The organism is Halomonas sp. 3F2F (assembly GCF_014897805.1).
Taxonomy (GTDB): Bacteria; Pseudomonadota; Gammaproteobacteria; order Pseudomonadales; family Halomonadaceae; genus Vreelandella.
Genome location: NZ_JABUZE010000011.1, coordinates 25,628 through 38,769 on the forward strand (window position 1 = coordinate 25,628; position 13,142 = coordinate 38,769).

9 protein-coding genes are annotated in these 13,142 nt (G+C 52.9%); all 9 read left to right on the forward strand.

The features are described 5' to 3' along the window. Positions 1 to 130 precede the first annotated feature (130 nt). The 9 genes from pilM to INT21_RS00960 all read left to right on the forward strand — a co-directional run bounded on the left by pilM (position 131) and on the right by INT21_RS00960 (position 13,108). On the forward strand, positions 131 to 1,192 hold the full coding sequence (pilM, locus tag INT21_RS00920; RefSeq protein WP_193061523.1) for a type IV pilus assembly protein PilM: 1,062 nt from the start codon (positions 131 to 133) through the stop codon (positions 1,190 to 1,192). Then, positions 1,189 to 1,758: a PilN domain-containing protein gene (locus tag INT21_RS00925; protein ID WP_193084743.1), complete on the forward strand. Its 570-nt coding sequence runs from the start codon at positions 1,189 to 1,191 to the stop codon at positions 1,756 to 1,758. The genes pilM and INT21_RS00925 overlap by 4 nt, the downstream gene beginning before the upstream one ends. Continuing rightward, positions 1,755 to 2,381 carry a type 4a pilus biogenesis protein PilO gene (locus INT21_RS00930; RefSeq protein WP_193084744.1) on the forward strand — a complete coding sequence of 209 codons (627 nt, stop codon included), beginning with the start codon at positions 1,755 to 1,757 and terminating at the stop codon, positions 2,379 to 2,381. The genes INT21_RS00925 and INT21_RS00930 overlap by 4 nt, the downstream gene beginning before the upstream one ends. Further along, on the forward strand, positions 2,378 to 2,899 hold the full coding sequence (locus tag INT21_RS00935) for a pilus assembly protein PilP (RefSeq protein WP_193084745.1): 522 nt from the start codon (positions 2,378 to 2,380) through the stop codon (positions 2,897 to 2,899). The genes INT21_RS00930 and INT21_RS00935 overlap by 4 nt, the downstream gene beginning before the upstream one ends. Before the next feature lie 34 nt (positions 2,900 to 2,933). Beyond that, complete coding sequence (pilQ, locus tag INT21_RS00940; RefSeq protein WP_193084746.1) at positions 2,934 to 4,976, forward strand: type IV pilus secretin PilQ; 2,043 nt, start codon at positions 2,934 to 2,936, stop codon at positions 4,974 to 4,976. Continuing rightward, complete coding sequence (aroK, locus tag INT21_RS00945) at positions 4,976 to 5,542, forward strand: shikimate kinase AroK (RefSeq protein WP_193084747.1); 567 nt, start codon at positions 4,976 to 4,978, stop codon at positions 5,540 to 5,542. Before pilQ ends, aroK begins: the two co-directional genes overlap by 1 nt. Continuing rightward, positions 5,539 to 6,645 carry a 3-dehydroquinate synthase gene (gene aroB, locus INT21_RS00950; RefSeq protein ID WP_193084748.1) on the forward strand — a complete coding sequence of 369 codons (1,107 nt, stop codon included), beginning with the start codon at positions 5,539 to 5,541 and terminating at the stop codon, positions 6,643 to 6,645. Before aroK ends, aroB begins: the two co-directional genes overlap by 4 nt. A gap of 553 nt (positions 6,646 to 7,198) precedes the next feature. Next, positions 7,199 to 11,656 (forward strand): glutamate synthase large subunit, encoded by a 4,458-nt coding sequence (gene gltB, locus INT21_RS00955; RefSeq protein ID WP_193068641.1) that lies wholly within the window; start codon positions 7,199 to 7,201, stop codon positions 11,654 to 11,656. 33 nt (positions 11,657 to 11,689) lie between these two features. Continuing rightward, positions 11,690 to 13,108 (forward strand): FAD-dependent oxidoreductase, encoded by a 1,419-nt coding sequence (locus tag INT21_RS00960; protein ID WP_193068642.1) that lies wholly within the window; start codon positions 11,690 to 11,692, stop codon positions 13,106 to 13,108. Positions 13,109 to 13,142 lie beyond the last annotated feature (34 nt).

The following is a 13,142-nucleotide window of genomic DNA, read 5'->3' on the forward strand; positions in this document are numbered from 1 at the left end:
GGCTGCCATTATAGGAAGGCGAGGCAGCAGTCACCAGTGTTGATATGCCGTAATGCCATTCGCGTGTGACTTCACTAAAAATCATGTAACCTCAAAATTCGCACGATAGGCAGGCGGGGCCGAACCCAGGATGCGTTTACTCAAGCCCGGTAAAGGGTTGATTGGAGTCGATATTACATCGGCGACTGTCAAGCTGTTAGAGCTCAAACAGTCTAACGATAACTACCAAGTAGACAGCTACGCTGTTCAACCGCTGCGAGAAGGTGCAGTTGTTGAGCGCCGCATCCGCGACATTAATGAAGTGGCGAGCGTGCTTCGGCGTACTGTCGAGCATGCAAAGCCCTTTACTCGTAAAGCAGCAGTGGCCGTCCCAGCGAGCGCTGCCATTACTAAAACGCTTACTTTTCCTGCTTCGTTAAGCGAAGAGGAGATCGAAGAGCGAATAACCGCCGAATCTGACCGCTATATTCCCTTTCCGTTCAGTGAGGTGGCGTTTGATTTTCAGTGTCTAGGTCCTGCTCCTTTCGATGAGAGCCAGCAAGAAGTTGTATTAGTAGCGTGTCGTCAGCAAGACGTGACTCTGCTTACCGAAACGCTAGAGCGTGCGGGGCTGGAGCCTGCCGCTGTCGATGTAGAGACGTTCGCTTTAGAGCGCGCATTGGCCGAGCTACGTAAGCAGTCAAACGTGGCAAACGACTCAACTGCTTGTGTGGGGCTATTCGACATCGGAGCCAATATGAGCGCCTTCCATGTCGTACGGGGTGGGCATATCGTTTATAGCCGTGATACAGCGTTTGGCGGACGCCAGCTAACAGATGCCATCCGCGAGTATTACAACATGAGCATAGAAGAGGCGGGCGTTGCTAAAAAGCGTGGTGGTCTACCTAGCGACTACCAAGAGAAAGTGCTCACGCCTTTTATAGAAACGGTGATACAGCAGGGGAGACGCTCGCTGCAGCTTTATTACACCGCGGGTCGTCAGCATGAGGTGCAACATACTGTACTCGCGGGTGGTTCTAGTGTCATTCCAGGCCTCGCTGAGCGTATTGCTGATGATAGCGGTATGTCGGTGAGTATCGCCAACCCATTGCAGCGTTTACGCATTAACAAACGACTCAGTGAAGAAGCGTTAAGAAACGCTGCCCCAGCGATGCTAACGGCGGGTGGGTTAGCGATGCGAGTTAGCCAATGAGCATTAATATTAATCTTTTACCCTGGCGTGAGGGGTGGCGAGAGAGACGGACGCGGCAATTTTACGGTGTTATGTTGTTTATGTTGCTGCTGGGCGTGGCGTGTGGCGTTGTGGTATTGCACGTATACCAACAGCAGTTAGCTGCCCAGCAGCAGCGCAATGCCCATATCTCTACTCGTATTGAGCAGTTAGACAATGAAATCGCTGATGTACAACGCTATCAGAGCGATATCGGGCGGTTGGAAGAGCAACTGGCGCTGTTCCACACGCTTAATAACGAACGCATGAGTACAGTGAGGCTGTTTAACGATATTGCTGCTAGCGTCGCAGATAGGGTTGTCTATCAGCGTCTGTCACGTAGCGGACAGCAAATCAGTCTTTCAGCGGTTGCCAGTAATGAACGTCAGGTCTCTGAGCAACTACGCCAAATTGCAGCTATACCAGGGTTAGGCGTACCGCTGTTTTCCGAGGTTGCTAGTGGCCAAGATGGCGGTCGGCGTGTTTTCCAGTTTGAAGTAAGGCAACTGTCTCCTGAAGAAGTCGTTTCCATGGAGGCGGCACCATGACGCCCATCCGTGAACGCATAAAAAATGACTGGCAGCGCCTGCGAAACGTTGAATGGCAATCGTTGGATATCAAAGAAGCAGGTGAGTGGCCCTGGCTGCTTAAAGCCGTGATAGCGGTACTTGTTTTTTTAGTTGCTCTATTAGCTATCAACGGGTGGCTGGTGGGGGAGGCTCGCGATTCGCTCGCAGCAGAGCAGCGTCAAGAGGAGCGCCTGCTGGCCGAGTATCGACGCAAGGCGTCTGAAGCCGCTTTTCTGCCGGATATTCGCAGTCAGTTGACTGTTCTTGAAGATCAAATGGTGCAGATGCAGGCGATGTTGCCGACCAGTGCAGAAATTCCTTCTTTATTAGATAGCATCAGTGATGCCGCTATCGAAAATCGACTAACCATTGAAACTATCCGTTTGCGACCTACGGTGAGTAACACGCACTATATAGAGCACCCCTTAGATATACAGGTACGCGGTGATTACAATGCATTGGCGCAGTTTGTTTCGGATATTAGCGATTTGGCGCGAATTATTACCCAGCACGATTTAACACTAGCGCCTGTTGATCAGAATGGTGACACGCTACGCATGTCGCTGCTTGCACGCACTTACAGCGAAAAGGCTGCACCATGAAGCGTTTGGTAGGCCTGCTGTGTATTGCTGGCTTAGCTGGCTGCAGTGACCCTCAGCTGGGGCAGCTAGATCAAACCCTTGCAGAAATACGCCGTACTGCTGATGGGAAAGCGTCCGAGGTAGTGGAGGCATTGCCAACGTATCAGTCGGTTGATTATCGCTTTAGTGATGCGCGCAGCCCCTTCTTAGCACCGGAGGATGTGCGCGAAAACGTATTGCAAGTGGAGCAGGCAGTGAGCGAGTTTGCCCCCGAACAGCAGCGCGCTCAAGAGCCTTTAGAGCGTTTTCAACTCCAGACGTTGCGCTTAGTGGGTACGCTACGTATGGGGGAGCAGCAAGTTGCATTGATTGAGCCTCCCGAGGGGGAGGTTGTTAGTGTTCGAGAAGGTGATTATTTAGGCACCAACCATGGCCTTATTAACCAGATTGAACCACAAGGAATCACTATTGTTGAACGTGTTTTTAGCCCTCAGCAAGGGTGGCAACAACGCCAGATAACGCTCACCCTTGAGGAATAGCTTCTTCACTCGCTATCAGATATGGATATCGCTTATGGCTGCTATATGTTATCGAACGTTGCTGTTATTAATTGCGGTAGTGCCATCGGTCTGCGTGGCATCAGTGCTTACTAATGTCGATGTGCGCCAAACCCATAGCGGTGATGTAGAGCTAGTGCTGCAGTTCAGTGGCGGGGTTGCCCAGCTAAGTGGCTATCGATTAGATGCACCTCCTCGTCTAGCGCTGGATCTGGCGGATACGCAAAGTGCACTTGCCCAGCGCCGTATCGGCGTCAGTAGTGGTGTTGTTGAACAAGTGACGGTGTTAGAGGGCAGTGGTCGGACGCGTCTCGTGGTTGATTCGAATGAATCCCTTGATTACACCGCTCGAGTAGTCGGTGAACAGTTAAGGGTCACACTAGCATCAGGTAGTTCTGTGTCTATGTCGGCACCCCAAGCGACTAACGCTATCCAGCCTTCCCCGTCCATCCAGGGGGTGCGTGTTGAAAATATTGATTTCCGGCGTGGAGGTGATGGTGCAGGGCGTGCCGTGGTGACATTTAATCGTGCTGGCGTGGTCGCTAACGTGCGTGAAGGTAGTGAGGGCAGCATTATAGCGGAGCTGCGTAATGTGGTGCTGCCTGATGCGCTTAACCAAGTTTACGATGTCACTGATTTTGCGACGCCGGTTACCCGTATTACCCCTCATCTTGGGCAGCGTGATGTGCGGCTGGAGCTACAAACGAACGGCCCCATCGCGATGGCTTCATCGCAAAGCGGGCGTACGTTGACGATTGAAGTGCAGCCGGTGAGTCAAGCTACACAGCAGCGAGAACAGCCGGGAATATCTTTCACCGGAGAGCGGTTAAGCCTGAACTTTCAAGATATTGAAGTGCGTGCAGTGCTGGCTACTCTGGCAGAGTTTACTGGCCTAAACCTAGTGGCCAGTGATAGCGTTGCCGGACGCATTACGCTTAACTTGAACGATGTTCCCTGGGATCAAGCGCTAGCGCTGATTTTACAAAGCCAAGGGCTGGCAAGCCGGGAACGGGGTAATGTGATCGTAGTGGCGCCTGCCAGCGAGCTAGCGGCTCTTGAACGACAAGAGATAGAGACACGCAACCAACGCCAAACGCTTGCGCCGTTAGTCACTGAGTTTATTGAAATAAAATATGCCCGCGCCGAAGACCTTGCCCAGCTGTTACGTGGTGGCGACGGCTTTGGGCTGTTAACTGACCGAGGGCGAGTCAGTATTGATCAGCGTACTAACACGTTACTGGTGCAAGATACTGCAGAGCAGGTGCGCACTATTATCGGCACTTTAGATCGCTTGGATGTCGCCGTCCGTCAGGTGCAAATTGAGGCAAGAATTGTCATTGCCCGAGATACAGCGTCTCGGGAGCTAGGGATTAACTGGGGCGTGTCGAGTACTCGCGGCTTTTTAGAAAACGATGATGGTACGTTTTCTCGGCGTAACCTTAACCCTAACAACATTAACCGTGCCCAGGGTGGCCTCGCAGTCGATCTAGGTTCAGCGGCGGCTGCCAATACGGGGTTTAGTTTTGGTTATCTATCAGGGGACGTGCTGCTAGATCTTGAGCTGCGAGCGTTGGAAAGTGAGGGCAAAAGCCAGACGATTTCTCAACCCCGAGTGATCACAGCTAACCAACGAACAGCTATTATTCGTCAAGGCGAAGAGCGTGCTTTTCAGAGCGTAGATACAGAAGGGAATCCAGATACAGAGTTCAAGGAGGCCGAGCTTTCCTTGGAGGTAACGCCACAAATTACTCCGGATAACCGCATCATTATGAATTTGGTGATTAAAAACGATAGCTTCCGGGAAAGTGAGTTTGGTGGTGAACCGCCGATTGATACCAACCAGATAGAGACCCAAGTGCTGGTCGATAATGGGCAAACGGTAGTGTTAGGCGGTATTTTGACAACAGAGCAGTTGAGCCAAATAGCGAAAACACCGCTGCTAGGAGATATTCCTTGGCTTGGGCGGCTATTCCGCTATACCGAAGAGAGCAATGAAAAGGTAGAGTTATTGGTCTTTATTACTCCACGACTACTTGATGATGGTTTGGCGGTTCGCTGATGCAAGAGTTACCCAATATTTTTTTAATTGGCCCCATGGGGGCTGGCAAGAGCACGATAGGCCGCTTACTCGCGTCTGAGTTGTCGCGCTCGTTCTTTGACAGCGATCACGCCATACAAGACCGCTGTGGTGCGGATATCCCCTGGATTTTTGACGTTGAAGGTGAGCCTGGCTTTCGTCAGCGCGAAAGTCAGATGATTGACGAGCTCACTCAGTTATCTGGTGTGGTAGTGGCTACCGGCGGTGGCGCAGTGCTGCGCGAAGAGAATCGACGTGCTCTGCGTGAGCGAGGCGCCGTGGTTTATTTGCTGACCACCGTTGACCAGCAACTGAAGCGCACTGCTAAAGATCGAAATCGACCGCTATTACAGTGTGATAATCGCGAACAGGTGCTGAACGACATGTTCGCCACACGAGATCCGCTGTATCGAGCGACATCGGATATTACGGTGCGCACGGATCGGCGCAGCCCACGTGCGGTAGTCAACGAAATTCTGCGTCGTGTCCATCGCATGGTGGACCCTCTGGAAATTGCGCGGGCTCAAAGTAAAAAGGTATCACAATGACTGAAATGACAAGTGCCCAACGTACGCTAACCGTCGCATTGGGTGAGCGTAGCTACCCGATCCATATTGGCGTCGGGCTGCTAAAGCGCGCCAATGTGCTGGAGCCGTATCTTGCGGGTCAGCAGGTGATGGTCGTCACCAATGAGACTATCGCACCGCTTTATTTAGAAACGCTTTGCGCCGGTCTGCCTGGTCATTTAGATATTCGCACGGTAGTGCTGCCTGACGGGGAGCAGTATAAAACCATCGAGCAGGTAAGCCGGATTTGGGATGCGCTGTTAGAGGCGGGCTTTAATCGTCGCTGTACGCTGATTGCCTTAGGGGGCGGTGTGATTGGCGATATGGTCGGTTACGCAGCGGCAGCTTATCAACGTGGCGTTGCCTTTATTCAGGTGCCTACTACGTTATTATCCCAGGTAGACTCTTCGGTGGGTGGGAAGACCGGTGTTAATCACCCGCTGGGTAAAAATATGATAGGTGCGTTTTGGCAACCAAAAGCCGTGATCGTGGATATCGACACTTTGACCACACTGCCTAGCCGGGAGCTTTCCGCAGGCTTGGCAGAAGTGATCAAGTACGGGTTAATCCGTGATGAGCGCTTCCTAAGCTGGTTAGAGGAGCATATGCAGGCGCTACGTAGTGTTGAGCCTGCAGTGATTGCTGAAGCGATTGCTCAAAGTTGTCAGATTAAAGCCGACATTGTGGCGGATGACGAAACTGAGCAGGGCGTTCGCGCGTTGCTGAACCTGGGCCACACGTTCGGTCATGCTATTGAAGCCCATCAAGGTTATGGCAACTGGTTACACGGTGAGGCCGTGGGTGCAGGCATGGCGATGGCAGCAACGCTCTCGCATCAGCTTGGCTGGATAGATAGCAATGCACTCGCGCGTGCTAAGGCGGTTGTTGAAAGCGCTGGACTACCACTAGCTGCGCCTGCCGGAATGTCAACTGACGACTTTTTAGCTCGCATGAAGCTAGATAAAAAGAATATTGATACTCGTCTACGTTTGGTGCTGCTCAATGCACTGGGTGACGCCTGTGTAAGTGACGCCACGCCGCCTGATATGCTGCGTGAGCTGCTTCATCACTATCCGCGCGACTAAATGCCGAGGCGTATTAGCGTATAGATAAACAATCGACAGCCCTTATGGATAAACAGTGCTGATAAACGGTACTTTTAAACAGTACTGATAGACCGTATTGCTAAACAGTTTTACAAACAAAGCTGCACGGAAAACCCACCATCGCGTGGGTTTTTTGTTGTCTGGCCGTTAAGTGATGATCGTTCTGTATGTAATCCGTATGCCTTATGCGCTATCGGCATGGGTTTTTTGAGCCGTTTGATACTAAAGTCTAATTACGTGTTATGATCGTTTAAACATCGTTTAGTTGCTTTGCAAGTGGTTGAAGTTAATATGTTTTTTTTATTAAGCGCGAATGCAAATGCAAGATTTGACAAGGTTTTTTAAGGATTGGCAGGTTCTGGGTGATTGCGCTACACGCAGGCAAATCGCTATGCTGAGCGACCTTTTCTTGAAGCGGTGGAAGCGGGAAATGCCCTGTTTTTAATGGGCAGTAAGAAGTAAAAAATAAGAAAAACCCGTTACGATAACATGAAAACACTGCTAAATAAATACGCTGACTAGAGGCACGCCCATGAATAGAGGTCTTCACCAGCCTGGCGAGTTTCGCGATAACTGTGGCTTTGGCCTTATTGCCCATATGGAAGGGCAGGCCAGCCACGACTTGCTGAAAACTGCTATTGAATCACTTACCTGCATGACCCATCGCGGCGGTATTGCGGCAGACGGCAAAACCGGCGACGGTTGCGGCTTGCTGTTGAAAATGCCGGTGCAATTCATGCGCGCTGCCGCGAAGCAAGCGCTTGATGCGGAGCTTGGCGAGCGCTTTGCTGTAGGCGTCATCTTTTTGCCAGATGACGATGCACGTGCCGCTCATGCTAAAGAAACCCTTGAGCGCGAACTAAGCAGCCGTGGTTTAGAGGTATTGGGCTGGCGCGAAGTGCCCACCGACTCTAGCGTATGTGGTCCGATGGCACTGGACTGTCTGCCGCGAATTGAGCAGCTGTTTGTTCAGCCAGCTAGTCGTGGAGATTTAGGCAGTGATCGCTTCGATGTCGATCTGTTTATGGCGCGCCGTTATGCAGAGCAAGCGCTACGTAGCGATGAAGACTTTTATGTAGCTTCGCTCTCATCAGAAGTTGTTTCCTATAAAGGCTTGGTCATGCCGGAAGATTTGCCGGCATTCTACAAAGACCTGAATGATCCAAGTCTGGAAACCGCCATTTGCGTGTTCCACCAGCGTTTCTCTACTAACACTGCACCGCGCTGGCCGCTGGCCCAGCCATTTCGCCTGCTGGCTCATAATGGCGAGATCAATACGATTGAAGCCAACCGCGGCTGGGCGAACTCCCGTAAAGCCAATTTTGTTAACGAGCGCTTGCCTGATATTGCTGAGCTTGAGGAAATTGTTAATACCACTGGATCAGACTCCTCAAGCATGGATAACATGCTGGAAGTGCTGCTAACTGGCGGTATGGAACTGCATCGTGCGGTGCGTATGATGGTGCCGCCTGCTTGGCAAAACGTTGAAACCATGGACGCCGAGTTACGTGCGTTCTATGAATACAACTCCATGCACATGGAGCCTTGGGATGGCCCGGCCGGTGTGGTAATGACCGACGGTCGCCAAGCTGTTTGTATGCTGGATCGCAACGGCCTTCGTCCCGCACGCTGGGTGATTACCAAGAATGGCTACATTACGCTAGCGTCTGAGATTGGCACTTATGATTATCGCCCTGAGGACGTCGTCGCTAAGGGGCGCGTTGGCCCAGGCCAGATGCTGGCGGTAGACACTCAGACCGGCGAAGTGCTGCACACCCAGGATATTGATAACCGCCTGAAGTCAGCTTATCCGTATAAGCGCTGGCTCAAGCAGGAAGCCAATTACCTAGAGTCAGCGCTGACTGAGCTTGCGCGTTTCCAGACAATGGACACTGACGCACTTAATGTTCAGCAGAAAATGTTCCAGGTGAGCTTTGAAGAGCGTGATCAGGTGCTGCGCCCGCTGGCAGAAAGTGGCCAGGAGGCGGTTGGCTCGATGGGTGATGATACCCCCATGGCGGTGTTGTCTAGCCGTCCGCGTCTGCTAACTGATTTCTTCCGTCAAAAGTTTGCCCAGGTGACCAATCCGCCGATCGACCCCCTGCGTGAAGCGATTGTTATGTCACTGGAGACCTGCTGTGGTGCGGAGCTGAACGTCTTTAAGGCAACGCCTGAGCATGCCCACCGTTTGATTTTGACAACACCCGTGCTGTCACCGCGTAAATTTACTGCGCTGGTCAGCCAGGATGATCCTGCCTTTGCTAGCCACACGCTGTCACTCGGGTACGACCCGGAGCACACCAGTTTGCAGCGGGCAGTCACCTTGCTTTGTCAGGAAGCTGAAGCGCAGGTAAAAGCGGGCAAGGTGATTCTGGTGTTGACCGATGCTGACCTTCCCAAAGGACAGTTGCCCATCCAGGCGGCTTTAGCGGTGGGAGCCGTTCACTCTCATCTTGGTCGTTTGGCGCTGCGGCCGAACGCCAACATTGTGGTGGAAACCGGCTTTGCAAGGGATGCCCACCAAATGGCCGTGTTGTTTGGCGTGGGCGCAACGGCTGTGTACCCGTGGCTTGCTTATCAAGTGATGGCGGATATGCATCGCACCGGTGAGCTAACAGGCAACCCTGCCGATGCTCGTGAGAATTACCGCAAAGGTCTGCAGAAAGGGTTGTTCAAAATTCTTTCGAAGATGGGTATCTCAACGTTAGCTTCCTACCGCGGCTCTATGCTGTTCGAAGCGGTGGGGCTGTCCGATGAGATCATGGATACCTGCTTTGTCGGCATGGCATCCCGCATTCAGGGCGCTGGCTTTGCTGAGCTGCAAATGCAGCAAGAGCTGCTGGCGAAGGATGCCTGGATTGCCCGCAAAGGCATTTCTCAAGGCGGTATGCTGAAGTATGTTCATGGCTACGAATATCACGCCTACAACCCCGATGTCGTGAAGTCGCTTCAGGCGGCGGTGCAAGAAGGCAGCTACGCAAAGTGGAAAAAATTTGCTCAGTTGGTCAACGAGCGTCCGGTTGCCACGATTCGTGACTTGCTTAAGCTAAAGCCTGCTGCAACGCCCATTCCATTAGAGGATGTTGAGCCGATTGAGGCGCTGATTCCGCGCTTTGATAGCGCCGGTATGTCGCTAGGTGCGCTTTCTCCAGAAGCCCATGAGGCGTTGGCCCAAGCGATGAACGAGGCGGGCGGGCGCTCCAACTCCGGTGAGGGTGGTGAAGACCCTGCCCGCTACGGCACTATCCGTAGTTCGAAAATCAAGCAGATTGCTTCTGGCCGCTTCGGCGTTACCCCGGCCTATTTGGTCAATGCGGAAGTACTGCAGATCAAAGTTGCTCAGGGTGCCAAACCCGGTGAAGGTGGTCAGCTGCCGGGCGGTAAAGTGAACCAGTTGATTGCCCGGTTGCGCTACGCGGTGCCTGGTGTGACGCTGATTTCACCGCCGCCACACCACGATATCTACTCGATTGAAGACTTGGCGCAGCTGATTTTCGACCTCAAGCAAGTCAATCCAGATGCCCAGGTTTCCGTAAAGTTGGTCTCTGAGCCAGGCATTGGCACTATTGCCACTGGTGTGGCGAAGGCCTACGCGGATCTGATCACTGTTTCTGGTTACGACGGTGGTACCGCGGCAAGCCCATTGACCTCTATCAAACATGCGGGCTCTCCTTGGGAGCTTGGGTTACCCGAAGTGCACCAAGCACTGCGTATTAACGGCCTGCGCGACAAGATTCGCCTGCAGACCGATGGTGGTCTCAAAACGGGTCTGGATGTCGTTAAGGCGGCGATTCTGGGGGCTGAAAGCTTTGGCTTTGGTACGGCGCCGATGGTGGCGCTGGGCTGTAAGTACCTGCGTATTTGTCACTTGAATAACTGCGCCACCGGCGTAGCAACGCAAGATGATTTCCTGCGTGGCGAGCACTTCCGCGGCACTGTCGATATGGTCAAAAACTACTTCCGCTTTATTGCTGAAGAAGTGCGTGAACTGATGGCGATGCTAGGGGTGTGCCAGTTGACGGACCTGATTGGCCGCACCGATCTGCTTGAAGTGTTGGAAGGCAATACGGCCGCTCAGCGTAAATTGGATCTAACCCCGCTGCTTTCGAATGATTTTGTGCCTGCAGATGCACCGCAGTTCTGTAAGGTGAGTCGTAATGTGCCTCACGATCCCGGCGCCAAAAACCAGGAAGTGCTAGACGCGTTGAAAGAGGCTATTGAGAGCCAGTCTGGCGGAGAGTTTGATTTCACCATTACTAACTGTGACCGCAGCGTAGGTGCATTGAGTTCTGGCGCGATTGCCAAACGCTACGGTGAAGACGGCTTGGAATCAGCCCCGGTCACTGCGCGCTTTACCGGGGTGGCTGGTCAAAGCTTCGGGGTGTGGAACGCCCGTGGCTTAAACCTCTATCTCGAAGGCGATGCCAACGACTACGTGGGCAAAGGCATGAACGGTGGCAGCATTGTGATTGTGCCGCCCAAGGTTAGCCAGTTTGAAAGCCACAAAACCGCCATTATCGGTAACACCTGTCTGTATGGTGCGACGGGCGGCACGCTGTTTGCCGCAGGTACTGCGGGTGAGCGTTTTGCGGTGCGTAACTCTGGGGCTACTGCTGTTATTGAAGGCGCAGGTGACCACTGTTGTGAATACATGACTGGGGGCTTGGTCTGCGTATTGGGTGAAACGGGCGTTAACTTTGGCGCGGGTATGACCGGTGGTTTTGCTTACGTCTTAGATGAAGACCGTACCTTTGTGGACAAGTACAACCACGAGCTGGTCGAGATTCACCGGGTCAATACCGAAGCGATGGAAGCGTATCGTCGTCATTTGCGTGAAATGATTGAAGCCTACGTTGCGGCGACAGGCTCCGCTCGAGGCGCGGCGATTCTGGAAGACTTCGGCGACTACGCGCGCCACTTCTGGCTAGTGAAGCCAAAAGCGGCAAGTTTGGGTAGTTTGCTGAATCAATCTCGGCGTCAGCCGGAATAACCCGCCAGAGCCTACGCTTCGAGGAGAGAAATCATGGCTAACCGTTTAAATAACGATTTCCAGTTTGTTGATGTGGGTCGTCAAGACCCACAGAAAAAAGCCGCGCACACACGCTCAAAAGAGTTCGCTGAAATTTACGAGCCCTTTAAGCCCACCGATGCGGCGAGCCAGGCGCACCGTTGCCTGCACTGCGGCAATCCGTACTGCGAGTGGAAGTGCCCGGTACATAACTACATTCCCAACTGGCTTCAGCTAGTGGTGGAAGGCAATATTATTGAAGCCGCCGAGCTTTCACACAAAACCAACTCGCTGCCGGAAGTATGTGGCCGCGTGTGCCCGCAAGATCGTTTGTGTGAGGGCGACTGTACGCTGAACGATGGCTTTGGTGCGGTTACCATTGGGTCGGTAGAGAAGTACATTACCGACACCGCGTTTGCGATGGGCTGGCGTCCGGATATGTCTAAGGTGGAGTGGACCGATAAGAAGGTCGCCATCGTAGGCGCGGGGCCTGCGGGTCTTGGTTGCGCTGATATTTTGGCACGTAATGGCGTTAAACCCGTCGTATTTGATAAGTATCCCGAGATTGGTGGTCTGCTTACCTTCGGTATTCCAGAATTTAAACTGGAAAAGAACGTGATGGAGCGTCGCCGCGCCGTCTTTGAAGAGATGGGCGTCGAGTTTCGTCTGAATACCGAAATTGGTACCGACATCGAATTCGATACGCTGCTGCAGGAATACGATGCTGTTTTCCTGGGGATGGGCACTTACAAGTACATGGAAGGTGGCTTCCCCGGCGAAGATTTACCTGGCGTGTATAAAGCGCTCGATTTCCTGATCGCCAACGTTAATCGTCGCTTAGGCTTTGAAAAAGATCCTAACGATTTTATCTCGATGGAAGGTAAACGTGTGGTGGTGCTTGGCGGTGGCGATACGGCGATGGATTGTAATCGGACCTCTATTCGCCAGCATGCCGACAGCGTGATCTGCGCTTACCGCCGTGATGAAGAAAACATGCCCGGTTCCCGCCGTGAAGTTGCTAATGCGCGAGAAGAGGGCGTTGAGTTTCTGTTCAACCGCCAGCCGGTTGCGGTGGTAGGTGAAGAGCGGGTCGAAGGGGTGAAGGTCGTGCGTACCCGTTTGGGTGAGCCCGATGAAAACGGCCGTCGACGCCCTGAAGTCGTGCCTGGGTCTGAAGAAATTATTGCCGCCGACGCAGTAGTGGTAGCTTTCGGTTTTCAGGCAAGCCCGGCACCGTGGTTTGATAGCGCCAACATCCAGGTCGATGAGCGCGATCGCGTAAAAGCGCCAGAGCATGGCCAGTACGCCTACCAAACCAGCAATGAGAAAATTTTTGCCGGTGGCGATATGGTGCGTGGCTCTGACCTGGTGGTCACCGCGATTTACGAAGGCCGTCAGGCTGCTGAGGGGATTTTGGATTACCTGGGGGTTTAGTTTTGATAGTGAGGGGCGTCTTCGCCCCTCTGCC

What these genes read in the sequence shown, in the direction of transcription:
- pilM (WP_193061523.1), top strand. Translation starts at nt 131, where the DNA reads ATGCGTTTACTCAAGCCCGGTAAAGGGTTGATTGGAGTCGATATTACA.
- pilQ (WP_193084746.1), top strand. Translation starts at nt 2,934, where the DNA reads ATGGCTGCTATATGTTATCGAACGTTGCTGTTATTAATTGCGGTAGTG.
- aroK (WP_193084747.1), top strand. Translation starts at nt 4,976, where the DNA reads ATGCAAGAGTTACCCAATATTTTTTTAATTGGCCCCATGGGGGCTGGC.
- aroB (WP_193084748.1), top strand. Translation starts at nt 5,539, where the DNA reads ATGACTGAAATGACAAGTGCCCAACGTACGCTAACCGTCGCATTGGGT.
- INT21_RS00930 (WP_193084744.1), top strand. Translation starts at nt 1,755, where the DNA reads ATGACGCCCATCCGTGAACGCATAAAAAATGACTGGCAGCGCCTGCGA.
- INT21_RS00935 (WP_193084745.1), top strand. Translation starts at nt 2,378, where the DNA reads ATGAAGCGTTTGGTAGGCCTGCTGTGTATTGCTGGCTTAGCTGGCTGC.
- gltB (WP_193068641.1), top strand. Translation starts at nt 7,199, where the DNA reads ATGAATAGAGGTCTTCACCAGCCTGGCGAGTTTCGCGATAACTGTGGC.
- INT21_RS00925 (WP_193084743.1), top strand. Translation starts at nt 1,189, where the DNA reads ATGAGCATTAATATTAATCTTTTACCCTGGCGTGAGGGGTGGCGAGAG.
- INT21_RS00960 (WP_193068642.1), top strand. Translation starts at nt 11,690, where the DNA reads ATGGCTAACCGTTTAAATAACGATTTCCAGTTTGTTGATGTGGGTCGT.